The organism is Streptococcus uberis (genome assembly GCF_900475595.1).
GTDB lineage: Bacteria > Bacillota > Bacilli > Lactobacillales > Streptococcaceae > Streptococcus > Streptococcus uberis.
In genome coordinates this window covers 68105-92500 of the sequence record NZ_LS483397.1, presented here as the reverse complement: position 1 = coordinate 92500, position 24396 = coordinate 68105, and the positions used below count along the sequence as shown (strand labels likewise).

The 24396-nt window shown below is 39.8% G+C and carries 33 protein-coding genes, 1 tRNA gene and 2 rRNA genes (1 of these 36 running past the window's edge); all 36 read right to left on the bottom strand.

Annotation, left to right across the window (positions count from 1 at the left end):
- Positions 1 to 1444 (bottom strand): 23S ribosomal RNA (locus DQM95_RS00595); it reaches 1457 nt to the left of the window's first position.
- A 194-nt stretch (positions 1445 to 1638) separates the two neighbouring features.
- A tRNA-Ala gene (locus tag DQM95_RS00590) sits at positions 1639 to 1711 on the bottom strand.
- 73 nt (positions 1712 to 1784) lie between these two features.
- Positions 1785 to 3333: ribosomal RNA gene (locus DQM95_RS00585) — 16S ribosomal RNA — on the bottom strand.
- The 16S and 23S rRNA genes sit together here with 1 tRNA gene alongside, the layout of an rRNA operon.
- Positions 3334 to 3925: 592 nt before the next feature.
- A complete protein-coding gene (gene rplQ, locus DQM95_RS00580) occupies positions 3926 to 4312 on the bottom strand; it encodes a 50S ribosomal protein L17 (protein WP_037593515.1) in 387 nt (128 codons plus the stop codon).
- 14 nt (positions 4313 to 4326) lie between these two features.
- Positions 4327 to 5265 (bottom strand): DNA-directed RNA polymerase subunit alpha, encoded by a 939-nt coding sequence (locus tag DQM95_RS00575; protein WP_037593514.1) that lies wholly within the window; start codon positions 5263 to 5265, stop codon positions 4327 to 4329.
- A 45-nt stretch (positions 5266 to 5310) separates the two neighbouring features.
- The gene (rpsK, locus tag DQM95_RS00570; protein ID WP_001118387.1) at positions 5311 to 5694 is read right to left on the bottom strand and encodes a 30S ribosomal protein S11; all 384 of its coding nucleotides are present in this window, start codon (positions 5692 to 5694) and stop codon (positions 5311 to 5313) included.
- 17 nt (positions 5695 to 5711) lie between these two features.
- Entirely contained in the window at positions 5712 to 6077 is a 366-nt protein-coding gene (gene rpsM / locus DQM95_RS00565) for a 30S ribosomal protein S13 (protein ID WP_012657651.1), read from the bottom strand.
- Positions 6078 to 6094: 17 nt separating this feature from the next.
- Positions 6095 to 6211, bottom strand: a complete 117-nt coding sequence (gene rpmJ, locus DQM95_RS00560; protein ID WP_000868345.1) for a 50S ribosomal protein L36 — start codon at positions 6209 to 6211, stop codon at positions 6095 to 6097.
- Positions 6212 to 6236: 25 nt separating this feature from the next.
- Positions 6237 to 6455 carry a translation initiation factor IF-1 gene (gene infA, locus DQM95_RS00555; RefSeq protein ID WP_001040189.1) on the bottom strand — a complete coding sequence of 73 codons (219 nt, stop codon included), beginning with the start codon at positions 6453 to 6455 and terminating at the stop codon, positions 6237 to 6239.
- A 118-nt stretch (positions 6456 to 6573) separates the two neighbouring features.
- Entirely contained in the window at positions 6574 to 7215 is a 642-nt protein-coding gene (locus tag DQM95_RS00550; protein ID WP_012657650.1) for an adenylate kinase, read from the bottom strand.
- A gap of 138 nt (positions 7216 to 7353) precedes the next feature.
- A complete protein-coding gene (secY, locus tag DQM95_RS00545; RefSeq protein ID WP_012657649.1) occupies positions 7354 to 8658 on the bottom strand; it encodes a preprotein translocase subunit SecY in 1305 nt (434 codons plus the stop codon).
- Between the two features lie 16 nt (positions 8659 to 8674).
- Positions 8675 to 9115 (bottom strand): 50S ribosomal protein L15, encoded by a 441-nt coding sequence (gene rplO / locus DQM95_RS00540; protein WP_037593513.1) that lies wholly within the window; start codon positions 9113 to 9115, stop codon positions 8675 to 8677.
- Between the two features lie 122 nt (positions 9116 to 9237).
- A complete protein-coding gene (gene rpmD, locus DQM95_RS00535) occupies positions 9238 to 9420 on the bottom strand; it encodes a 50S ribosomal protein L30 (RefSeq protein ID WP_012657647.1) in 183 nt (60 codons plus the stop codon).
- Between the two features lie 14 nt (positions 9421 to 9434).
- On the bottom strand, positions 9435 to 9929 hold the full coding sequence (gene rpsE, locus DQM95_RS00530; protein ID WP_012657646.1) for a 30S ribosomal protein S5: 495 nt from the start codon (positions 9927 to 9929) through the stop codon (positions 9435 to 9437).
- 18 nt (positions 9930 to 9947) lie between these two features.
- Positions 9948 to 10304 carry a 50S ribosomal protein L18 gene (gene rplR, locus DQM95_RS00525; protein ID WP_100911830.1) on the bottom strand — a complete coding sequence of 119 codons (357 nt, stop codon included), beginning with the start codon at positions 10302 to 10304 and terminating at the stop codon, positions 9948 to 9950.
- 97 nt (positions 10305 to 10401) lie between these two features.
- Positions 10402 to 10938 (bottom strand): 50S ribosomal protein L6, encoded by a 537-nt coding sequence (gene rplF, locus DQM95_RS00520; protein WP_012657644.1) that lies wholly within the window; start codon positions 10936 to 10938, stop codon positions 10402 to 10404.
- Between the two features lie 166 nt (positions 10939 to 11104).
- Positions 11105 to 11503, bottom strand: coding sequence for a 30S ribosomal protein S8 (gene rpsH / locus DQM95_RS00515; protein ID WP_012657643.1), 399 nt, complete (start codon positions 11501 to 11503; stop codon positions 11105 to 11107).
- 155 nt (positions 11504 to 11658) lie between these two features.
- Positions 11659 to 11844, bottom strand: a complete 186-nt coding sequence (locus tag DQM95_RS00510) for a type Z 30S ribosomal protein S14 (RefSeq protein ID WP_002987746.1) — start codon at positions 11842 to 11844, stop codon at positions 11659 to 11661.
- 15 nt (positions 11845 to 11859) lie between these two features.
- Positions 11860 to 12402, bottom strand: a complete 543-nt coding sequence (gene rplE / locus DQM95_RS00505) for a 50S ribosomal protein L5 (protein ID WP_012657642.1) — start codon at positions 12400 to 12402, stop codon at positions 11860 to 11862.
- Between the two features lie 23 nt (positions 12403 to 12425).
- A complete protein-coding gene (gene rplX / locus DQM95_RS00500) occupies positions 12426 to 12731 on the bottom strand; it encodes a 50S ribosomal protein L24 (RefSeq protein ID WP_012657641.1) in 306 nt (101 codons plus the stop codon).
- Positions 12732 to 12814: 83 nt separating this feature from the next.
- The gene (rplN, locus tag DQM95_RS00495; protein ID WP_012657640.1) at positions 12815 to 13183 is read right to left on the bottom strand and encodes a 50S ribosomal protein L14; all 369 of its coding nucleotides are present in this window, start codon (positions 13181 to 13183) and stop codon (positions 12815 to 12817) included.
- 24 nt (positions 13184 to 13207) lie between these two features.
- Positions 13208 to 13468, bottom strand: a complete 261-nt coding sequence (gene rpsQ, locus DQM95_RS00490) for a 30S ribosomal protein S17 (protein WP_012657639.1) — start codon at positions 13466 to 13468, stop codon at positions 13208 to 13210.
- A gap of 27 nt (positions 13469 to 13495) precedes the next feature.
- A complete protein-coding gene (gene rpmC, locus DQM95_RS00485; protein ID WP_003046054.1) occupies positions 13496 to 13702 on the bottom strand; it encodes a 50S ribosomal protein L29 in 207 nt (68 codons plus the stop codon).
- A gap of 9 nt (positions 13703 to 13711) precedes the next feature.
- On the bottom strand, positions 13712 to 14125 hold the full coding sequence (gene rplP / locus DQM95_RS00480) for a 50S ribosomal protein L16 (RefSeq protein ID WP_003086024.1): 414 nt from the start codon (positions 14123 to 14125) through the stop codon (positions 13712 to 13714).
- Between the two features lie 3 nt (positions 14126 to 14128).
- Entirely contained in the window at positions 14129 to 14782 is a 654-nt protein-coding gene (gene rpsC, locus DQM95_RS00475) for a 30S ribosomal protein S3 (protein WP_012657638.1), read from the bottom strand.
- A 12-nt stretch (positions 14783 to 14794) separates the two neighbouring features.
- The gene (gene rplV, locus DQM95_RS00470) at positions 14795 to 15139 is read right to left on the bottom strand and encodes a 50S ribosomal protein L22 (RefSeq protein ID WP_012657637.1); all 345 of its coding nucleotides are present in this window, start codon (positions 15137 to 15139) and stop codon (positions 14795 to 14797) included.
- A gap of 15 nt (positions 15140 to 15154) precedes the next feature.
- Positions 15155 to 15433, bottom strand: a complete 279-nt coding sequence (gene rpsS, locus DQM95_RS00465; protein WP_000533765.1) for a 30S ribosomal protein S19 — start codon at positions 15431 to 15433, stop codon at positions 15155 to 15157.
- 96 nt (positions 15434 to 15529) lie between these two features.
- A complete protein-coding gene (gene rplB, locus DQM95_RS00460; RefSeq protein ID WP_012657636.1) occupies positions 15530 to 16363 on the bottom strand; it encodes a 50S ribosomal protein L2 in 834 nt (277 codons plus the stop codon).
- A 17-nt stretch (positions 16364 to 16380) separates the two neighbouring features.
- On the bottom strand, positions 16381 to 16677 hold the full coding sequence (locus tag DQM95_RS00455) for a 50S ribosomal protein L23 (RefSeq protein WP_012657635.1): 297 nt from the start codon (positions 16675 to 16677) through the stop codon (positions 16381 to 16383).
- Positions 16677 to 17300 (bottom strand): 50S ribosomal protein L4, encoded by a 624-nt coding sequence (gene rplD, locus DQM95_RS00450; RefSeq protein ID WP_012657634.1) that lies wholly within the window; start codon positions 17298 to 17300, stop codon positions 16677 to 16679. The genes DQM95_RS00455 and rplD overlap by 1 nt, the downstream gene beginning before the upstream one ends.
- A 23-nt stretch (positions 17301 to 17323) precedes the next feature.
- Entirely contained in the window at positions 17324 to 17950 is a 627-nt protein-coding gene (rplC, locus tag DQM95_RS00445; RefSeq protein ID WP_012657633.1) for a 50S ribosomal protein L3, read from the bottom strand.
- Positions 17951 to 18054: 104 nt separating this feature from the next.
- A complete protein-coding gene (gene rpsJ, locus DQM95_RS00440; RefSeq protein WP_003046044.1) occupies positions 18055 to 18363 on the bottom strand; it encodes a 30S ribosomal protein S10 in 309 nt (102 codons plus the stop codon).
- Between the two features lie 193 nt (positions 18364 to 18556).
- The gene (locus DQM95_RS00435; RefSeq protein ID WP_196295939.1) at positions 18557 to 19843 is read right to left on the bottom strand and encodes an MATE family efflux transporter; all 1287 of its coding nucleotides are present in this window, start codon (positions 19841 to 19843) and stop codon (positions 18557 to 18559) included.
- A 36-nt stretch (positions 19844 to 19879) separates the two neighbouring features.
- Entirely contained in the window at positions 19880 to 21367 is a 1488-nt protein-coding gene (thrC, locus tag DQM95_RS00430) for a threonine synthase (protein WP_037593512.1), read from the bottom strand.
- A gap of 116 nt (positions 21368 to 21483) precedes the next feature.
- Positions 21484 to 21669, bottom strand: coding sequence for a hypothetical protein (locus DQM95_RS00425; protein WP_037593510.1), 186 nt, complete (start codon positions 21667 to 21669; stop codon positions 21484 to 21486).
- 53 nt (positions 21670 to 21722) lie between these two features.
- Positions 21723 to 24371: a bifunctional acetaldehyde-CoA/alcohol dehydrogenase gene (gene adhE / locus DQM95_RS00420; RefSeq protein ID WP_046388907.1), complete on the bottom strand. Its 2649-nt coding sequence runs from the start codon at positions 24369 to 24371 to the stop codon at positions 21723 to 21725.
- Positions 24372 to 24396 lie beyond the last annotated feature (25 nt).

The window sequence follows — 24396 nt, the reverse complement described above, 5'->3', positions numbered from 1 at the left end:
TCACTATACATACTAGTACAGGAATATCAACCTGTTGGCCATCGGATACACCCTTCGGTCTCTCCTTAGGTCCCGACTAACCCAGGGCGGACGAGCCTTCCCCTGGAAACCTTAGTCTTACGGTGGACAGGATTCTCACCTGTCTTGCGCTACTCATACCGGCATTCTCACTTCTATGCGTTCCAGCACTCCTCACGGTATACCTTCTTCACACATAGAACGCTCTCCTACCATCCCCTAAGGGATCCACAGCTTCGGTAAATTGTTTTAGCCCCGGTACATTTTCGGCGCAGGGTCACTCGACTAGTGAGCTATTACGCACTCTTTGAATGAATAGCTGCTTCTAAGCTAACATCCTAGTTGTCTGTGCAACCCCACATCCTTTTCCACTTAACAATTATTTTGGGACCTTAGCTGGTGGTCTGGGCTGTTTCCCTTTCGACTACGGATCTTAGCACTCGCAGTCTGACTGCCGATTATATCTACTTGGCATTCGGAGTTTATCTGAGATTGGTAATCCGGGATGGACCCCTCACCCAAACAGTGCTCTACCTCCAAGAGACTTAACATCGACGCTAGCCCTAAAGCTATTTCGGAGAGAACCAGCTATCTCCAAGTTCGTTTGGAATTTCTCCGCTACCCACAAGTCATCCAAGCACTTTTCAACGTGCCCTGGTTCGGTCCTCCAGTGCGTTTTACCACACCTTCAACCTGCTCATGGGTAGGTCACATGGTTTCGGGTCTACAACATGATACTATGACGCCCTATTAAGACTCGGTTTCCCTACGGCTCCGTCTCTTCAACTTAACCTCGCATCATATCGTAACTCGCCGGTTCATTCTACAAAAGGCACGCTCTCACCCATTAACGGGCTCGAACTTGTTGTAGGCACACGGTTTCAGGTTCTATTTCACTCCCCTCCCGGGGTGCTTTTCACCTTTCCCTCACGGTACTGGTTCACTATCGGTCACTAGAGAGTATTTAGGGTTGGGAGATGGTCCTCCCAGATTCCGACGAGATTTCGCGTGTCTCGCCGTACTCAGGATACTGCTAGGGCTAAAGTCAATTTTAAATACGAGGCTGTTACTCTCTTTGGCTTACCTTCCCAGGTAATTCTTCTATTAACTTTATGTCCCACTTCGCAGTCCTACAACCCCGAGGAGTAAACTCCTCGGTTTGCCCTCCTGCCGTTTCGCTCGCCGCTACTAAGGCAATCGCGTTTGCTTTCTCTTCCTGCAGCTACTTAGATGTTTCAGTTCACTGCGTCTTCCTTCTCATGACCTTAACAGTCATGGATGACATGCATTACATGCCGGGTTCCCCCATTCGGACATCTCTGGATCAGCGCTTACTTACAGCTCCCCAAAGCATTTCGTCGTTAGTCACGTCCTTCTTCGGCTTCTAGTGCCAAGGCATCCACCGTGCGCCCTTATTAACTTAACCTTATTTCCAGTCCTTAGACCTTCTTGATTTTTTTTAATATGTTCGCGTTTATCTTTTTTTCGGTTTATTTCTTGTTACTTTTCTACAATCATTTTCATGATCGTGGAATTTGATATAGATATTCAATTTTCAATGGACTATACTAAGATACAATGAAACTTCACTTCTATTAAGGTCAGTTGAACTGTATCCTATGGAGCCTAGCGGGATCGAACCGCTGACCTCCTGCGTGCAAAGCAGGCGCTCTCCCAGCTGAGCTAAGGCCCCACAGTTTGTCTCTGCGTCTTGCAAGACCTCTCAAAACTAAATAAGACTTAACCAACGTGTTCCTTATCCTTAGAAAGGAGGTGATCCAGCCGCACCTTCCGATACGGCTACCTTGTTACGACTTCACCCCAATCATCTATCCCACCTTAGGCGGCTGGCTCCTAAAAGGTTACCTCACCGACTTCGGGTGTTACAAACTCTCGTGGTGTGACGGGCGGTGTGTACAAGGCCCGGGAACGTATTCACCGCGGCGTGCTGATCCGCGATTACTAGCGATTCCGACTTCATGTAGGCGAGTTGCAGCCTACAATCCGAACTGAGATTGGCTTTAAGAGATTAGCTTGCCGTCACCGGCTTGCGACTCGTTGTACCAACCATTGTAGCACGTGTGTAGCCCAGGTCATAAGGGGCATGATGATTTGACGTCATCCCCACCTTCCTCCGGTTTATTACCGGCAGTCTCGCTAGAGTGCCCAACTTAATGATGGCAACTAACAATAGGGGTTGCGCTCGTTGCGGGACTTAACCCAACATCTCACGACACGAGCTGACGACAACCATGCACCACCTGTCACCGATGTACCGAAGTAAAGCTCTATCTCTAGAGCGGGCATCGGGATGTCAAGACCTGGTAAGGTTCTTCGCGTTGCTTCGAATTAAACCACATGCTCCACCGCTTGTGCGGGCCCCCGTCAATTCCTTTGAGTTTCAACCTTGCGGTCGTACTCCCCAGGCGGAGTGCTTAATGCGTTAGCTCCGGCACTAAGCCCCGGAAAGGGCCTAACACCTAGCACTCATCGTTTACGGCGTGGACTACCAGGGTATCTAATCCTGTTTGCTCCCCACGCTTTCGAGCCTCAGCGTCAGTTACAGACCAGAGAGCCGCTTTCGCCACCGGTGTTCCTCCATATATCTACGCATTTCACCGCTACACATGGAATTCCACTCTCCCCTTCTGCACTCAAGTTTGACAGTTTCCAAAGCGAACTATGGTTAAGCCACAGCCTTTAACTTCAGACTTATCAAACCGCCTGCGCTCGCTTTACGCCCAATAAATCCGGACAACGCTCGGGACCTACGTATTACCGCGGCTGCTGGCACGTAGTTAGCCGTCCCTTTCTGGTTAGTTACCGTCACGTAATGGATTTTCCACTCCCATTACCGTTCTTCTCTAACAACAGAGCTTTACGATCCGAAAACCTTCTTCACTCACGCGGCGTTGCTCGGTCAGGGTTCCCCCCATTGCCGAAGATTCCCTACTGCTGCCTCCCGTAGGAGTCTGGGCCGTGTCTCAGTCCCAGTGTGGCCGATCACCCTCTCAGGTCGGCTATGTATCGTCGCCTTGGTAAGCCGTTACCTTACCAACTAGCTAATACAACGCAGGTCCATCTCATAGTGAAGCATTTGCCCCTTTTAAATAGGGTACATGTGTACCCTATTGTCATGCGGTATTAGCTATCGTTTCCAATAGTTATCCCCCGCTATGAGGTAGGTTACCTACGCGTTACTCACCCGTTCGCAACTCCTTAGACCAGTGCAAGCACCAGTCCTCAGCGTTCTACTTGCATGTATTAGGCACGCCGCCAGCGTTCGTCCTGAGCCAGGATCAAACTCTCATTTTAGTTTGAACTTACTCGTTCGTTTCTGTCGCTGACAGATTTATTGTGTTTCTTAATTGACAGGTAATATGCGCTAACATATCACCCTCACGTTTGGTTTCTTTGTCTTATTCAGTTCTCAAAGGTCTTTGGTCTCTTGCGAGACAACTATTATATTCTATCAGGTTACGAGCCGTTTGTCAATAGATTTTTTCTTTTTTATTTCTTTTTTATCCATCAACTTGCGCTTTCTGACAGCTTTATTAGTATACCCACTTCTCTTTCTATTGTCAATAGAATATTACTGTTTTTTTACATTTTTTTAAATTTTTTTATGATTACTCTTGAAAACATGACATGAGTTGTAATTTTATCACATTTGGACATATTTTGCATTTTAAGCACTCTTTGATTAATCCATATACTTTTGTTTGATACGCAAAAACGCCTGCTTGCGAAATAAGCCTATTTTTAGGTTCATTTCGTAAACAAGCGTTACCTTCTACAATATGATGAGTGTTCCCGCTAGGAAAATTCCTAGCGGTAGACCAGAGCTAGACTAAGAATAGAAATAATCCCATTCCACCATCATAACACTCAACAAAATTGATAAAAATTATACTAATTCGATGATTGCCATTGGAGCAGCATCTCCACGGCGCGGTTCTGTTTTAAGAATACGAGTGTATCCACCATTACGTTCAGCATAACGAGGTGCGATTTCATTGAAAAGTTTTTGAAGTGCTGAAGTAGATGTATACTTATCAGTAGCTTCATCATAGTTTTCTGATGCGATTTCATTACGTACATAAGCTGCTGCTTGACGACGAGCATGAAGATCACCACGTTTACCAAGTGTAATCATTTTTTCAACTGTTTTACGGATTTCTTTTGCACGTGCTTCAGTTGTTACAATAGATTCGTTGATTAAAAGATCAGTCGTTAAATCACGAAGCATTGCTTTACGTTGTGAGCTAGTGCGTCCTAGTTTACGGTAAGCCATTTTGTCCTCCTATATTATTTATCGTTTTTTAGTCCGAGACCTAAATCAGCAAGTTTAACCTTAACTTCTTCAAGACTCTTGCGTCCGAGGTTACGGACTTTCATCATTTCAGGCTCAGATTTCTCTGTTAGATCAAATACAGTATTAATCCCTGCACGTTTCAAACAGTTATAAGAGCGTACGGATAAATCAAGTTCCTCAATTGTGCGATCAAGTACTTTTTCATCGTTCACTTTTTCAGTTTCCTTCATAACATCTGTTGCTTTGGCAACTTCAGTTAAATCCGTGAAAAGATTTAAGTGTTCAATTAAAACTCGAGCAGAAAGTCCTAATGCATCTTCAGGAATGATTGTTCCATTTGTCATGATTTCAATCGTTAATTTATCAAAGCCGTCATTGCTACCGACACGAGCAGGTTCAACTTGATAGTTAACTTTTTTAACTGGCGTGTAGATTGAATCAACAGCCAAAGTCCCAACAGGTGCATCATCTTTTTTATTGCCTTCTGCAGGTACATAACCACGTTTTTTAGCAACAGTCATTGTCGCTTTAAGGGAATGTCCTTCAGCAATGGTAAAGAGATAATGATCTGGGTTAACAAGTTCAATGTCGCTATCAGTTAAAATATCTCCAGCTGTCACTTCCGCTGGCCCTTCAACATCAAGTTCGATCATCTTTTCGTCTTCTACGTAAGATTTTACAGCAAGTCCCTTAATGTTAAGGATTATTTGCATGACATCTTCACGTACACCTGGGATTGTATCAAATTCGTGTAATACTCCATCAAATTTAATTGATGTTACTGCTGCACCTGGAAGTGAAGACAAGAGTACACGACGAAGAGAATTACCTAGAGTTGTTCCGTAACCACGTTCTAGCGGTTCGATGACAAATCTTCCGTAATCTTTATTTTCATCAATTTTTGTTATTGTTGGTTTTTCAAACTCAATCATTTATTCACCCCTCGAAACGAAACTTGTGTACTATATAGTTTATGATTATACACGACGACGTTTTGGAGGACGAGCACCGTTATGCGGCACAGGAGTCACGTCACGAATAGCAGTCACTTCAAGACCTGCAGCAGCAAGTGCACGAATAGCAGATTCACGACCTGAACCAGGACCTTTTACAGTAACTTCAACAGTTTTAAGTCCGTGTTCTTGCGCAGATTTCGCAGCAGCTTCCGCAGCCATTTGAGCAGCAAAAGGTGTTGATTTACGAGAACCTTTAAAACCTAAAGCACCAGCTGATGACCATGCAAGAGCATTACCGTGAACATCTGTAATCATAACAATAGTGTTGTTAAATGTAGCGTGAATATGGGCAACACCAGATTCGATGTTCTTTTTCACACGACGTTTACGTGTTGGTTTAGCCAATTTCTTTACCTCCTATTTTATTTTTTCTTACCTGCAATCGCGGTAGCTTTACCTTTACGAGTGCGAGCGTTGTTTTTTGTATTTTGTCCACGGACAGGTAGTCCACGACGATGACGAATTCCACGATATGATCCGATTTCCATCAAACGTTTAATGTTCAAGTTCACTTCACGACGAAGGTCACCTTCAACTTTGATTGAATCGATTTCGCGACGAATTGCATCTTCTTGATCTGATGTTAAATCTTTAACACGAACATCTTCTGAGATTCCAGCAGCAGCTAAGATTTTTTTAGATGTTGCAAGACCAATACCATAAACATATGTAAGTGAAATTACTACGCGTTTATCATTTGGAATATCAACTCCAGCTATACGAGCCATTTTTTCTCCTTTCTATATTATCCTTGACGTTGTTTGTGTTTTGGATTTGTTGGACAAATTACCATAACACGACCGTTACGACGAATTACTTTACAGTATTCGCAAATTGGTTTAACCGATGGTCTTACCTTCATGTTTTAATCCCTCCAATTATTTCGATTATTTAAAGCGGTATGTGATACGTCCACGTGTTAAGTCATATGGACTCATTTCTACTGTCACACGATCACCAACTAAAATACGAATGTAATTTTTACGGATTTTTCCTGAAACAGTTGCTAGAATTTGGTGTCCATTTTCTAATTCAACAGTAAACATTGCATTAGGCATCGTTTCAACAACTTTACCTTCAATTTCAATCACGTCTTCTTTTGCCACGCAAAAGTACCCCCTAAATTTCGATTTGATGTCCTCTGAGCACAGAGGTAACAATTATAAGTCAGACTAGCCTATTATAGCACTTCATATCAACTTTAGCAAGTTATTTATTTAGATTTTACGCTAAGCTTTCAATGACTTTTTTGATATCAACAAAAACTTCTGAAATTTCTTGATTTCCTTGGATATCATGAACAATTCCACTCTTACGATAATGATCAATGATTGGCTGACCTTGTGCGATATTAACATCTAAACGACGTTTAACGGTTTCAGGTTTGTCATCTTCTCGTTGATAATAGTCGTTTTCGTCATAATCACCTGCAGGTGGGTTAAAGATTTTATGGAATGTTTCACCCGTTTTTTTATGGATGATACGACCACTTAGTCTCTCTACAAGTGAATTAGGATCCACATCAATATTAACGACACCATTTAATTTCAAACCAAGATCAGCAAGTGTTGCATCTAAGGCATGTGCTTGGTCAATGGTACGTGGATAACCGTCAAGCAAGAAACCTTTTTCCTTGATATCGTCCTGTGATAAACGTTCTTTTACGATACCATTAGTAACTTCATCTGGTACTAAATCACCTTTATCAATGTAAGATTTTGCTAACAAACCCATTTCAGTTTGATTAGCCATGGCAGCACGGAACATATCACCTGTTGAAATATGAATGACACCAAACTCTTCAACAATTTTAGCTGCTTGAGTACCTTTACCTGCACCTGGTAAACCCATAATTAATAGATTCATGTCAGTCTCCTCTTTGACTTTAAAATAATGAAATGAAATGTTTCATTTAGTTTTTGTTTTCAAATGATGATAAGAAACGATAAATCTCATACCATCATCTGAAAACAAAATAGTAGGTTGACAAGGTCAACCTATATACTATTCTGCTGTATTCATAAATCCGACATATTTTCTTTTCAGAAGATAGCCTTCAAGTTGTTTCATTCCTTCAATGCCCGTTGATATCAAAATGAGTAAACTTGTTCCACCTAAGGCAATGCCTGAGGATAAATTAAGTGTTTGCTGCGCTGCTATTGGCGCAAGCGAAATAAACGCAAGGAAAATCGAGCCAACCGTTGCTAATTTTTTCAGCAAGGATGACATATATTGCTCTGTTTCTCTTCCAGGTCTAACGCTCGGGATATAAGAAGAGTTCTTCTGTAGATTTTCAGCTGTTTTCTCAGGATTTACTTGGACAAAGGTATAGAAGAATGAGAACAAGATTATTAGAAATGCGTAAACAATCATTCCGGTTGGGGTTTGATAGTTTAGCAATTCTTGTAATTTGGTTAACCATGGAATATCTCTACCATTTTGGAAAAACGGAATAAGAGTACTTGGGATTGTAGTAATCGAGCTCGCAAAGATAACGGGAATAACGCCAGCTGGATTAACCTTTAAGGGAAGATACGAACTTGTTGGTGCACCCTGAACAAGTTTTGTATATTGGATTGGGATTTTGTATTCTGCTTGTTGAACAAATGTTGTAAAGAAAACAATGGCTAGTACCGCTAAAATTAAGATACCAACGACAAGATAGGATGATTGAACATCGCCCGATTTGACATTGACAAAATAATCTTCGTGAACTGTCGCTATGGCATTTGGAATAGATGAAATGATACCTGCAAAGATGATCATTGAAACACCATTTCCAAATCCTTTATCTGTAATTTGTTCCCCAAGCCAGGTTACAATAACACTTCCTGTTGTCAATAGTGCACCAATTAACAAGTATGTTTTGACATTTGGTGTCGACACCAGAGCTACACTCGATAAGGTGTTGAACCCTGCTGTAATACCTATTGATTGAACAAATGCTAGAACTAAAGAGATGTAACGAGTAGCTTGATTAAGCTTACGTCTACCAACTTCGCCTTGTTTGCCCCATTCAACGAATTTTGGCAAAATATCCATTTGCAATAATTGAACAACAATGGAAGCAGTAATGTAAGGACTTACCCCCATTGAGAAAACTGAGAAGTTTCTCATGGCATTACCACTTACCAAGTTCAACATATTAAGAAAGGGAAGATCACTCAGTTGCTCTAAGCTCTTGGCATTTACACCAGGAACCGTTATATGTGTACCGATTCGGAATACGAGAATGATAAAGATCGTATAGAGTATTTTATGTCTAACTGTCTTTACCTTCAGTGCATCTTTTAGTATTTTTAAGAACATAATGAGTTACCCCTCATTAGATGACTTCGATTGAACCACCATTAGCAGTAATTGCTGCTTCAGCAGATTTTGAGAATTTTGCTGCTTTAACAGTCAATTTTTTAGTCAATTCGCCATTACCAAGAATTTTAACGCCTGATTTTTCAGCACGAACGATTCCAGCTTCTTTAAGAACAACTGGAGTTACTTCAGTACCATCTTCAAAAACGTTTAATTGATCAAGGTTAACAAGAGCATACTCTTTAGTGTTGATGTTTGAGAATCCACGTTTTGGCATACGACGGAACAATGGAGTTTGTCCACCTTCAAAACCTAAACGAACGCCTCCACCACTACGAGATTTTTGACCTTTTTGTCCGCGTCCAGATGTTTTACCGTTACCTGATGAAGTACCACGACCTACGCGATTGCGTACTTTACGAGAGCCTTCAGCAGCTTTTAATTCATGAAGTTTCATTTTTTCTCCTTTTTTGTAAAATGCTAGCGCCCCTAAGGGGGGAAAGGACTCCCCATAGGAACTCGCCTATACATATAATCAACTATAAGTCGCAGGGGATAATCCATACGACTTAAAACATTTTATTTTACTTCTTCAACAGTCACTAAGTGAGAGATTGCTGTAACCATACCACGCATTGCAGCATTATCTTCTTTAATAACTGATGAGTTTAATTTACCAAGTCCAAGAGCTTTAACAGTTTTACGTTGTTCTGGTTTACGCCCGATTGGAGACTTAGTCAAAGTAATTTTAATTTGAGCCATTATAATCTCCTTTCTTAAGCTAAGTCAGAAACAGAAACGCCACGTAAAGCAGCAACTTCTTCTGCACGTTTAAGTTGTTTCAACCCTTCAACAGTTGCACGAACGATGTTGATTGGTGTATTCGATCCAAGTGATTTAGAAGTAATATCAGCAATACCTGCTAATTCCACAACGGCACGTACAGCACCACCTGCGGCAACTCCAGAACCTTCAACAGCTGGTTTTAACAATACTTTTGCTCCACCATAGTTAACAAAAACTTCATGTGGAATTGTTGTACCAACCATTGGTACTTCAACCAAATTCTTTTTAGCAGCTTCTACTGCTTTACGAATAGCTTCAGGTACTTCTTGAGCTTTACCTGTACCGAAACCTACACGTCCGTTACCATCACCAACAACTACAAGTGCTGCAAAACGAAGACGACGTCCACCTTTAACAACTTTTGTAACACGGTTAATCGCAACAACGCGTTCTTCAAGTTCAACTGCATTATCTTTAAATGCCATTTTTTTGTGTCCTCCCTATTAGAATTTCAATCCGTTTTCACGAGCTGCATCAGCTAATGCTTTTACACGTCCGTGATAGAGATATCCACCGCGGTCAAACACCACTTCAGAAATACCTTTAGCCACTGCACGTTCAGCAACAAGTTTGCCGACTACAACGGCTTGTTCTGTTTTTGTTCCTTTTGAAACGTCTTTATCAAGAGTTGATGCACTTGCGAGCGTTACACCCGCTACGTCATCAATAACTTGAGCGTAGATGCCTGTATTAGAACGGAATACGTTCAAACGTGGGCGTTCTGCAGTTCCAGAGAGTTTTCCGCGAACGCGACGGTGGCGTTTTTGGCGGGTTTTGTTTTTATCTGGTTTTGAAATCACAATTTTCACCTCTTAATTAATTTAAATATATTTCGCAACAAAATGGAAATAAAAGGTTGGTTTTTTCTTGAAAATTTGGAAAAAACCATTACTCCTATTATTTACCAGTTTTACCTTCTTTAAGACGTACATATTCACCAACGTAACGAATACCTTTACCTTTATAAGGTTCTGGTGAACGTAGGCTACGGATATACGCAGCAGTTTGACCAACAAGTTCTTTACTGATCCCTTCTACAGCGATTGTAGTTGGAGTTGCAACAGTAAAAGTGATTCCTTCTGGTGCTTCTACTTCATCTTGGTGTGATTTACCAACTGAAAGTACTAATTTGTTGCCTTGAAGTTGAGCGCGGTAACCGACACCCTTCATTTCAAGCTCTTTTTTGAATCCTTCAGAAACACCTTGTACCATGTTATTTAACAAAGCACGAGTTGTTCCGTGAATAGTTTTCATTTCTTTTGAGTCGTTAGGACGAGAAACAGTAATTTCAGTTCCTTCAACTTTAATTTCAATGTTTTTGTTAAACTCACGAGTGAGTTCGCCTTTAGGACCTTTAACTGTTACGACGTTATTGTCGTTTTTAAGTTCAACACCTGCAGGCATAGTGATAATTTTATTACCAATACGTGACATGTTTTTTTCTCCTGTTAAATTGTCAAGCCATTTAGGCTAGTTTTCACGGGGGTTGATTATTTGTGGGTTTCAAGTCCAAAATGTACCTAGGCAGAGCATTGCAGACAGTACCGAGGTACGGCAAGATGATCTAACGACGATACATGAAGGAATTGAAGGTCACAAATTACCAAACGTATGCGATCACTTCCCCACCAACATTTTTTTGGCGAGCTTCTTTGTCAGTCAAAAGACCTTCAGAAGTTGAAATGATAGCAATTCCAAGTCCGTTAAGAACTTTAGGAACATCTTCACGTTTTGAATAAACACGAAGTCCCGGTTTTGAAATACGTTTCAAGTTTGTGATAACGCGTTCGCCGTTTTGACCATATTTAAGAAATACACGAATGATTCCTTGTTTATCGTCTTCAATAACTTCAACGTTTTTTACAAAACCTTCACGTTTAAGGATTTCAGCAATCCCTTTTTTGATGTTTGAAGCAGGTACTTCTAACACTTCATGTTTTGCTAGGTTAGCATTACGAATACGTGTTAAAAAGTCTGCAATTGGGTCAGTCATAACCATTTTATTTTCTCCTCTTACTAGTAGTTTGATTAAATCACTTGCTAGTTAATGTTGCCTTTAGGCAAAAGCCTTATCCAAAATGAATTCTTTCAGACAGGAACTTTTATGTATTTACTATTTAGTTTACAAAGCATTTTGCCTTGCTAAACGTCTTTTTACCAAGAAGCTTTTACAACACCTGGAATTTGACCTTTGTATGCCAATTCACGGAAGCAAACACGGCAAAGTTTAAACTTGCGGTAAACTGAATGTGGACGTCCACATTTTTCACAGCGAGTATAGGCTTGCGTAGAGTGTTTCGCAGGACGTTTGTTTTTAGCAATCATAGATTTTTTAGCCAATTTATTTACCCCCTATTATTTTGCAAAAGGCATTCCAAGGCCTTTAAGCAATTCACGTGATTCTTCGTCAGTATTTGCAGTAGTGACGATTACAATATCAAGACCACGTACTTTATCAACATCATCGAAGTTGATTTCTGGGAAGATAAGTTGCTCTTTCACTCCAAGAGTGTAGTTTCCACGACCATCAAATGATTTAGTTGGAACACCATGGAAGTCACGAACACGAGGAAGTGACACGGTAACTAATTTGTCTAGGAATTCGTACATACGTTCGCCACGAAGTGTAACTTTCGCACCGATCGCAACACCTTCACGAAGACGGAAGCCAGCGATTGATTTCTTAGCTTTAGTAATAAGTGGTTTTTGACCTGAAATAAGCTCTAATTCTGCAGCAGCTTTTTCTAGGTTTTTTGCGTTAGATACAGCATCACCAACACCCATGTTAAGAACGATTTTCTCAACTTTTGGCACAGCCATAACTGTTGTGTAATTGAATTTCTCTGACAACGCAGGGATTACTTCGTTAGTATATTTTTCTTTTAAACGATTTGCCATTATGCTTCTCCTTTCCTTCGTGATTAATCAAGCACTTCGCCTGATTTTTTGCTGTAACGAACTTTTTTGCCGTCAACAACTTTATAACCAACACGTCCTGCAACACCATTTTTATCAAGAACTTGTACGTTTGATACATGGATTGGAGCTTCTTTTTCTACAATTGCTCCTTGAGGATTTTCTGCGTTAGGTTTTTGGTGTTTTTTAATCATACCAACACCTTCAACAACAACTTTGTTAACTTTTGGAAGAGCTTTAAGAACTACAGCTTCAGTTCCTTTATCTTTACCTGCAATAACGCGAACTTTGTCGCCTTTTTTTACAAACATTTGAGTTTTTCTCCTATTAATTTCTTACGCCCAACGGGCACCCTAGGAAAACCTAGGGGACTTAGTTTGTTTAATTTTAAAAATTAAAGAACTTCTGGTGCAAGTGAAACGATCTTCATGTATCCAGCTTCACGCATTTCACGTGCAACAGGACCAAAGATACGAGTTCCGCGAGGAGTTTTGTCATCACGGATAATTACTGCAGCATTGTCGTCAAATTTGATGTAAGAACCGTCTGGACGGCGTGCACCAGTTTTTGTACGAACGATAACTGCTTTCACAACGTCACCTTTTTTAACTGCTCCACCAGGAGTAGCTTGTTTTACAGAAGCAACGATTACATCACCGATGTTAGCGAATTTACGTCCTGAACCACCAAGTACTTTGATAGTTAAGATTTCACGGGCACCGCTATTATCAGCAACTTTTAAGCGAGTTTCTTGTTGAATCATTTCAATTTTCTCCTTTTAGTTTGATTAGATAATAACAGCTTCTTCCAATACCTCTACAAGACGGAAGTGTTTTGTAGCTGATAGTGGACGAGTTTCCATGATACGAACGATATCGCCTTCTTTAGCGATGTTTTTCTCATCATGTGCTTTATATTTTTTAGAATAGTTGATACGTTTACCATAGACTGGGTGGTTACGTTTTGTTTCAACTATAACAGTAATTGTTTTATCCATTTTGTCAGATACAACACGTCCAACAAGGGTTCTACGTTGATTACGTTCCATTATTAGAATTTCTCCTTTCCCAATCTATTATTTCATTTCAGATTGCACAGTTTTAACACGTGCAATTTGTTTTTTAACTTCGTTTAAGCGAGCAGTTTGATCAAGTTGACCAGCTGCAGCTTGGAAACGAAGGTCGAAAAGTTCTTTTTTAAGTTCGTTTTCTTTTTTAGCTAGTTCTTCTTGAGACAAGCCACGAAGCTCAGCAACAAACTTTTTGATTTCTTCAAGTTTCATGTCTTCTCCTTATTCTGCTTCACGTTTCACGAATTTTACTTTAACTGGTAATTTGTGGCCAGCAAGACGGAAAGCTTCGCGTGCAACTTCTTCAGAAACACCAGCAATTTCAAACATTACTTTACCACGCTTAACTGGTGATACCCAACCTTCAGGAGCACCTTTACCAGAACCCATACGAACCCCGATAGCTTTAGCAGTGTAAGATTTGTGAGGGAAAATTTTAATCCATACTTTACCACCACGTTTCATGTAACGAGTCATTGCGATACGGGCAGCTTCGATTTGACGGTTAGTGATCCATGAGCTAGTAGTAGCTTGTAGACCGTATTCACCAAATGATACTTCTTTTCCACCTTTTGCTTCACCGCGCATTTTCCCACGGAATTCACGACGGTGTTTAACACGTTTAGGTACTAACATATGTTATTTGCCTCCTTTAGTGTTTTTACGAGCTGGAAGAACTTCACCACGATAAATCCAAACTTTAACACCAAGTTTACCATATGTAGTATCTGCTTCTTCCCAAGCGTAATCGATATCTGCACGAAGCGTATGAAGAGGAACTGTTCCCTCTGAATAACCTTCAGCACGAGCGATATCTGCACCGTTCAAACGTCCAGAAACTTGAGTTTTGATTCCTTTAGCTCCGGCACGCATAGTACGTTGGATAGCTTGTTTTTGTGCACGACGGAAAGCAACACGTTGCTCTAATTGACGAGCAATGTTTTCACCAACTAGGTGAGCATCAAGATCTGGTGATTTGATTTCAATAATGTTGATGTGCACTTGTTTTCCAGTTAATTTATTAAGTTGAGCACGTAGTGCGTCAACGTTCGCTCCACCTTTACCGATAACCATACCTGGTTTAGCAGTATGTAGTGAAACAATAACTTTGTTAATTGCGCGTTCAATTTCAATTGTTGAAACTGAAGCTTCTGCTAATTCTTTTTGAATGAATTTACGGATTGCAAGATCTTCATGAAGGTAATCCGCGTATTCTTTTTCAGCATACCATTTCGCATCCCAGTCACGGATGATACCGACACGCATACCAATTGGATGTACTTTTTGACCCACGATTTTACCTCCTTATTTTTCTGCTACAACTACAGTTACGTGAGTTGTACGTTTGTTGATTGGTGATGCTGAACCTTTCGCACGTGGACGGAAACGTTTCATTGTTGGTCCTTCGTTTGCGAATGTTTCAGATACTACCAAGTTAGCTTTTTCCAAACCAAAGTTATTTTCTGCATTTGCAATAGCTGAGTTAAGAGTTTTCTCAATAACACGAGCTGCTTTGTTTGGAGTGAATTTTAAGATTGCGATTGCGTCAGCAACTTTCTTACCACGGATAAGATCAAGTACTAAACGTGTTTTACGAGGTGAAACACGCACTGTACGAGCCATTGCTTTAGCTGAAGTAATTTCTGCCATTGTGTCCTCCTCCTATTAACGACGTGTTTTCTTGTCGTCAGCTGCGTGACCTTTGTAAGTACGAGTTGGTGCAAATTCACCAAGTTTGTGACCTACCATGTCTTCTTGAATGTAAACAGGTACATGTTTACGTCCATCATAAACTGCGATTGTATATCCGATGAAACTTGGGAAAATCGTTGAACGACGTGACCAAGTTTTAATTACTTTTTTCTTTTCGTCATTTGCTTGAGCTTCAACTTTTTTCATCAAATGCTCATCGACGAAAGGTCCTTTTTTAAGACTACGTCCCATTTTGTAGTTTTCTCCTTTAAATAATGTACCACAACGGCTTGCCTAAGTTGAAGACTACCGAGTTGGCGGAAGTTAAATAAGTTAATTCACTAACAATTATTTTTCGTTACGACGACGAATAATAAGTTTGTCAGATTTAGCTTTCTTATTACGTGTTTTAAGACCAAGAGCTGGTTTACCCCATGGAGTTGATGGTGCTTTACGACCAACCGGTGCTTTACCTTCACCACCACCGTGTGGGTGATCATTAGGGTTCATTACAGAACCACGAACTGTTGGGCGAACACCTTTCCAACGGTTACGTCCAGCTTTACCAATGTTTACAAGAGATTGTTGCTCATTACCAACAGAACCAATTGTAGCACGGCAAGTTCCTAAAATCATACGAACTTCACCAGATTGAAGGCGAACAAGAACGTATTTACCTTCTTGACCTAATACTTGAGCAGATGCTCCAGCAGCACGAACAAGCTCTCCACCTTTACCAGGTTTCATTTCAATGTTGTGAATTACTGTACCAACTGGAATGTTAGCAAGTGGTAAAGCGTTACCGATTTTGATATCTGCTTCAGGACCTGAAATGATACGTTGACCAACTTCAAGACCTTTAGGTGCAATGATATAAGCTTTCACACCATCTGTATAGTGTACTAATGCAATGTTAGCAGTACGGTTTGGATCGTACTCGATTGTTTTAACTACTGCTTCAACATTATCTTTATTACGTTTAAAATCAATCACACGGTAATGACGTTTGTGTCCACCACCTTGGTGACGAACAGTAATACGACCATTGTTGTTACGACCAGCTTTGTTTTTAAGAGAAACAAGCAATGATTTCTCAGGCGTGCTTGTTGTGATTTCAGCAAAATCCAAAGAAGTCATGTTACGACGGCCATTTGTCGTTGGTTTATAAACTTTAATACCCACGTTATTTCCTCCTTAGATTATTCAGCTTCAGCTGCGAACAACTCGATTGCTTTTGAATCAGCTGTAAGAGTGATGATAGCTTTTTTAGTTTTTGAAGTAAATCCTGTGTAACGACCAACGCGTTTTGCTTTTGGTTTTACAGTTACAGTGTTTACATTTGCAACTTTAACCCCTTCAAATGCAGCTTCTACAGCTTGTTTGATTAAGAGTTTGTGTGCACGAGTATCAACTTCAAATGTATATTTCCCTTCTTCAAGAGCATACATTGATTTTTCAGTGATAACAGGTTTTTTAATTACGTCGTACAAATTCATTATGCAAGAACCTCCTCAATAGTAGAGATTGCTTCTTTAGTAACAAGAAGTTTATCGCTGTTTACGATATCAAGAACACTTGCAGTTGTTGCTGTCGCAACTTTAACGTTTGGAAGGTTACGAGCAGAAAGTGCTGCAAATTCATTTCCTTCTTCAACGATAACAAGTACTTTTGAATCAATGCTTAGCGCTGAAAGCACTTTTGCAAATTCAGCAGTTTTTGGCGCTGCAAATGAAAGGCCTTCTACAGCTACAAATTTATCTTCAGCAACTTTTGCTGAGTAAACTGATTTCAAAGCAAGGCGACGAACTTTTTGTGGAAGTTTGTATCCATATGAACGTGGAGTTGGTCCGAAGACAACACCACCACCACGCCATTGTGGTGAGCGGATAGAACCTTGACGAGCACGTCCAGTTCCTTTTTGACGCCATGGTTTACGTCCGCCACCTGATACTGCTGAACGGTTTTTAACCGCATGAGTACCTTGGCGAAGGCTAGCACGTTGGCTAATTACAACATCAAAAACAACTGATTCGTTTGGTTCGATACCGAAGATAGCATCATTTAATTCAACAGAGCTAACTTCTTTACCAGTTTGGTCAAATAGTTTTACGTTTGCCATTTTAACTGTTTTCTCCTTTCGTATTATTTAGCAGCCTTAACTGCTGATTTGATAGTGATAAGAGATTTCTTAGCACCTGGTACGTTACCTTTGATAAGAATAACGTTTTTCTCTGGGATAACTTGTACAATTTCAAGATTTTGAATTGTTACACGGTTACCACCCATACGTCCTGCCAAGTGTTTGTTTTTGAAAACACGGTTTGGCGCAACAGGTCCCATTGAACCTGGACGACGATGGTAGCGAGAACCGTGAGCCATTGGTCCGCGTGATTGACCATGGCGTTTAATTACACCTTGGAAACCTTTACCTTTTGAAGTACCCGTTACATCAACAACATCTCCAGCTGAGAATGATTCTACAGTAATTTCTGATCCAACTTCTAAGCCTTCAATGTTTTTGAATTCACGAATGAAGCGCTTAGGAGCTGTGTTAGCTTTTGCTACATGGCCTTTGGCAGGTTTGTTACTCAATACTTCGCGTTTGTCGTCAAAACCAACTTGAACAGCTTCATAACCATCTGTTTCAACAGTTTTAACTTGAAGCACAACGTTTGGAGTTGCTTCGATGACAGTAACAGGGATAAATTCGCCTGATTCAGTGAAGATTTGAGTCATTCCCACTTTTTTCCCTAAGATTCCTTTTGTCATGAGAAAATATTTCCTTTTCTTATATTATTTCAAAAAGTTTTTAATGAGCGTTTTTCGTGCTCAAAAAAGTTTTTAACGAGCGTTTTTTGTGCTCAGAGATCAAATTATAATTTGATTTCTACGTTTACACCACTTGGTAAGTCCAATTTCATAAGAGCGTCAACAGTCTTTTGAGTTGGGTTCACGATGTCGATGAGACGTTTGTGAGTACGCATTTCAAATTGTTCGCGAGAATCTTTGTATTTGTGAGTCGCACGAATAATTGTGTAAAGACTACGTTCTGTTGGAAGTGGAACTGGTCCAGCTACAGTTGCACCTGTACGTGTTGCAGTTTCAACGATTTTTTCTGCCGCTGTGTCAAGTGTACGGTGTTCGTACGCTTTCAAACGGATACGGATTTTTTTATTTGCCATCTTTTCTCCTCTCGTCTATTTACGATAATAGGCTAGCTCCTCGAGAAAACCAACACGTGTTGCGTGGCAATGCAACCGAGCGTGTCGCAACCTCTCGTATCATAGCTACAGCTGTATTTTTACAGCACCATAGTATGATACCAAATAAACCATCTCTTTGCAAGTATTTTTACCAAATAAATTTTAAAAAGTTTCAATTAGCTTGAAACTTTTCTCTTTTATCGAATTGTCTTTTGAGAATAAACCATCTTGACGAATTATCCATAGCGGTCGCCAACCAAACCCCTTCCAAACCAAGTCTCAACTGAATAGCTAAGAAATAACCTAATAGAATCCTAACAAACCACATGCCAATAGTTGTCGCGTAGAATGGTAATTTTGAATTCCCCAATCCTTGCCAGACTGCTGTGTAAACCAGCGTACCAGATGTTGCTGGTGCACTAATCATTGAAAAGAATAAAACCACTCTTGCTGCATTGCTGGCAATTTTATCTTCAGTAAAGTAAGCAATCAGCGTAGATGACAACAAAAAGATAAAAAGACTGAAGATTAACATTATAATAGTAGAAAGTTTAAATGCTTCTTTTACAAATGGTTCAATGTCATCATCTTTTTGTCTTCCCAAAAACTGTGCAATAGGAATCAATGTTGCTGTTGCGACAGCCATACCAGGCATGTAGTTAAACTGACTAATACTTTCGCCAATTGCATTGCCTGCGACAATGCGGGTCCCCAAATGGACAACTATCATCAAAATGAATAAATCACCAAGCCTCATCATAATGCGTTCACCTGCTACTGGAAGAGCTAAAGAAATCATTTCAAGATTTAGCCTGACTTTCATTTTTCTTATTATTGCCCTCATTGGTAAAAAGCTTGCTAATATCATAATTCCGATCCAACGTGATATGACAGTAGACCAGGCAACACCTAACATACCCAAATCAAAGACATAAATAGATAAACCTGACATCAGGGCATTCAAAATCGTTGTCAGAAGGCTCACATGCATTGGAATCTTTGCCAATCCCTTCACCCTGACAATTGCACCAAGCGTTGTCAACATGGCTAACGCAACCATTAGTCCTCCTACAACAAGAAGATAGCTATAACCATTTCCAAGCACTTGAGAACGTGCTCCAAGCGCTACAAGTATCGGACGTCCAAATACTAAATTTAACAAACCAATAAAAATGGATAATAAGAGTGTCAGCATAATAGCATCTGCCATATACTTAAGTTCTCTTCCCTCATCTCCTTGTCCAATACTTCGTGCCAAGAGGCTTGAAATAGCCGATCCCATTGCAATAAAGAGAGCTTGATACAAAGTAATTATGTTATTTGCAATCGCAACACCAGAAACTGCAGCTAGAGAAATATGGGCAACGAAATAATTGTCAATAACTCCCATAAGCATCTGCAGGACATTTTCAGCCATTGCTGGTAATGCAATCTGTAAAATCCTTTGTCGATATGTCATTTTCATCACCATAAATAAAGGAGCCCAAAAGGCTCCTTACTGTACTCCTAAGTATTTTTCAACTGCCTCTTGCATATCCTTTGTCGCAACCAAGGTCTCATGCAATACTTCTGCTTTTTCAAGACCTCTGACTGCCTTCGGAATAGTTACACCAGATAATTTTTCTAATGCTTCCACTGCTTTAAAATCACTTTCAATAAATTCTGAACTAATGGAATTTACCACTACACACGGAAATTTATAAGGACTAGCTGTTGAGGCAATCACCGTTAGAGTTTGATCTCCACTAATTTTTTGATACTCTCTATAAACAGCTGAGGCTACAGCCGTGTGAGGATCAATAACATAGTTATCACTTTCAAAAATTGCTCTGATTTCAGCTTTAGTCTCTTCTTCCGAAGCAAAACCAGCTCTAAAAATATTAAAAATATCCTCTCGAATGCCTTCAAGCTGATACTCACCATCTTTGGACAGCTTAAGCATAAGTTCTTTAGTTTTTTCAGAGTCATTGCCAAGTAAATGGAAAATAAGGCGTTCTAGATTTGAAGAGACCAAAATATCCATAGACGGGCTGCTGGTCACTTTGAAAGGACGTTTCTTATTATAAGTTAAGTTGGTAAAGAAGTCAGTCAAAACATTATTTTCATTTGAAGCACAAATTAGCCTAGAAACCGGCAGACCAATTTCTTTAGCATAATAAGCAGCTAAGATATTACCGAAATTACCAGTTGGAACCGTAATGTTAATCTCATCACCTACTTGAATGCTGCGCTTTTTCACCAATTGAGCATAGGCATAAACATAATAAACAACCTGAGGAATTAACCGACCAATATTCATAGAGTTAGCTGATGACAATTGAATACCTTGCTTTGCCAATTTGGCAGCTAATTCCTGGTCATTGAACATCCGCTTAACTTCCGTTTGAGCATCATCAAAGTTACCTTCAATTGCAATAACATGTGTGTTTTGCCCTTTTTGCGTTGTCATTTGAAGCTCTTGAATTTTGCTAACCCCATGTTTAGGGTAAAAAACAATAATCTCTGTACCCGGAACATCTGCAAAGCCGGCCATTGCTGCCTTACCAGTATCACCTGAAGTTGCTGTTAAAATCACTATTTTATTGTCAACACCTTGTTTTTTTGCAGCAGTTGTTAGTAAATGAGGCAAAATAGATAAGGCCATATCTTTAAAGGCAATAGTAGCCCCATGGAATAACTCTAAATTGTGATAATCCTTTAATGACACTATCGGTGCAATAAGATCCGTATCAAACTTGTCGTCATAAGCAGACGAAATACAGTGATCTAATTCTTCATCAGTAAAATCATCAAAGAATGCTGACATAATCAATTTAGCAATTTCCTGATAAGAAGCTGACTGCAAATCGTCAAAATTCAAATCAAGCTTTGGTAGTTTAATTGGTGTATATAAGCCACCATCAGAAGCTAATCCACTCAATATAGCTTGGCTAGCGCTTACTTGATTACATTGATCACGTGTTGATTGATAAATTAAACCCATAACAAATTTTCACCTCAAAAGTCTTTTTGCTATTGTAACATATTTAGTCTCTTTTTGGATACTGACCAAAGGTAAAAGAAAAAGCACTAGCAATCACACTAGCGCTCTTCAGACTATTATACCCAGCGAGAGTCTGTGCCCGCTATGCCAATCCAGACCATTGCTAGAACGTCAAAAAACCGTTCATCCATCATCTTTTCCCCCTTAATTAACTCACTAAATTTGTCAGCTATATTATAACGCTTCTTACATTTGATGTAAACATCTAAGAATCCTATTTTTACAATTTCTATCAAAAACATCTGGTAATGTCTCCATAACCAGATGCTTGATGCATTACAACAAGAGTTTGATTTTATTTAAGTCTTCCTGGGCGTTCTGCATAACCATAGTAAGCATCAGCCATGATTTCTTCCATATCTTTAACTAATGGAAGACGAGGATTTGCTGGAGAACATTGATCTTCATAGGCAAGAAGAGCAATTTCATGCAAACTATCCATCCAAACTTTTTCATCAATTCCTTGATCTTTAAAGTTCATTTTAATGCCTACAGCAACACCTAAATCATAGACTGCTTGAGCATATGATGCCACAGCTTCTTCTGGAGTAGATGCTGGTAAGCCCAACATACGAGCAATATCTTGGAATTTTTCATCTGCTTTCCAGTAGTTATATTTTGGCCAAGTTGTTGTTTTTGATGGACGAGTTCCATTATAACGGATGACATAAGGTAACAAGATAGCATTTGTGCGTCCATGAACTGTATGGTGAACACCACCAATTTTATGCGCCATAGAGTGGCTCATTCCAAGGAAGGCATTGGCAAAAGCCATACCAGCCATCGTTGAAGCGTTATGCATTTTTTCACGAGCTTCAATATCATTTTCATTAACTGATTTTTTAAGGTATTGGAAGACTAATTTAATGGCTTGAAGTGCAAGACCATCTGTATAGTCATTTGCGAAGTTTGATGTATAGGCTTCAGTCGCATGGGTTAAAACATCCATACCAGTATCAGCAGCAATAAATGCCGGAACTGATTCAACTAACGCTGGGTCAACAATAGCAATTGTTGGTGTCAAGGCATAGTCAGCCAATGGATATTTACGGTTATTAGCTTTGTCAGAAACAACTGCGAACGGTGTAACTTCAGAACCTGTACCAGAAGTTGTAGGAATACCGATGTATTTTGCTTTTTTACCTAAGCTTGGGAATTTAAAGGCTCTCTTACGGATATCCATGAATTTTTGAACAAGATCGCCAAAATCAACTTCTGGTTGTTCATAGAACATCCACATACCTTTAGCAGCGTCCATTGGTGAACCACCACCTAATGCAATGATGGTATCAGGTTCAAATGCTCGCATAGCCTCAGTACCACGGTGAACTGTTGTGATATCTGGATCAGGCTCAACATCAGAAAATACTTGAATTGTTACTTTGTTACGACGAAGATTTAATTGATCAATAACACGTTGAACAAAACCTAATTTTTCAATTGATTTATCTGTGACAATCATGACACGTTCAATGTCTTCGCAAGTTTGAAGGTATTGAATTGAATTACGTTCGAAGTAAATTTTTGAAGGAACTTTAAACCATTGCATATTATTTCTACGTTTCCCTACTTTCTTAATGTTAAGAAGGTTAATAGCACTTACGTTATCTCCGACTGAGTTACGTCCGTATGAACCACAACCTAGAGTTAATGATGGAATAAAGGCATTGTAAACATCACCGATACCACCAAATGTAGATGGAGAGTTCCAAATAATGCGCATTGCTTTCATTTCTGTACCGAAACGTTTTGCAAGTTCTTCATCTTTCGTATGAATCGCAGCTGAGTGACCTAAACCATTGAATTCAACCATTTGACGAGCTTTTTTAAGACCATCATCCGTAGAATCCGCTTTTAGAACAGCTATAACTGGTGACAATTTTTCACGTGTCAATGGTTCTTTTTCACCAACTTCAGCACATTCTGCTGCTAAAATGTTCGTTCCTTCAGGAACTGTAAATCCTGCTTGCTCAGCAATCCACGTTGCTGGTTTACCAACGATATCAGCATTTAGTTTGGCACCAGAGCAATCTTTGCTGTTAGCTTTTACACCAAAACAGAATTCTTCAAGAAGGGCTTTTTCTTTTTTATTAACGAAATAAGTTTTGTAAGATTTAAATTCTTCAACAAATTCTTTGTAAATATCTTTATCGATAATCACAGCTTGTTCAGAAGCACAAACCATACCATTATCAAATGATTTTGACATAACGATATCGTGAGCTGCCTGACGAATATCTGCAGATTTTTCAATATAGGCAGGAACGTTACCAGCACCCACCCCAAGAGCAGGTTTACCACAAGAGTAAGCTGCGCGTACCATTGCATTACCACCAGTAGCTAAAATGGTTGCAATACCATCATGGTTCATCAAAGCACCAGTTGCTTCCATAGAAGGTTTTGAAATCCATTGAATACAGTTTTCAGGAGCACCTGCAGCAACTGCAGCATCACGAACAATTTGAGCTGCATGAGCAGAAGATTCTTGTGCTGATGGATGGAAGCCAAAGACGATTGGGTTACGTGTTTTCAATGCGATTAATGATTTGAAAATAGCTGTTGACGTTGGGTTTGTTGTTGGAGTCACACCACAGATAACACCAACAGGCTCAGCGATTTTTGTCAAACCAGTAATAGGATCATCTTCAATAACACCAACTGTTTTAACACCACGCATATTATTCACAACGTGTTCACAAGCAAATAAATTTTTAGTCGCTTTATCTTCAAAAACACCACGGCCAGTTTCTTCATAAGCATGCATTGCTAAAATACCATGAGCATCAAGCGCCGCTACTGAAGCTTTCGCAACAATATAATCAACTTGTTCTTGATTTAATTTACGAAACTCGTCTAAAGCTACTAACCCTTTTTGAACAAGTTCATCAACGTGTTCTTGTGCAGCTGCTAATTTTTGTTCTGCAGTTAATTTTTCTTTGACCATTATAATCTCCTTATTTCAACTTGTT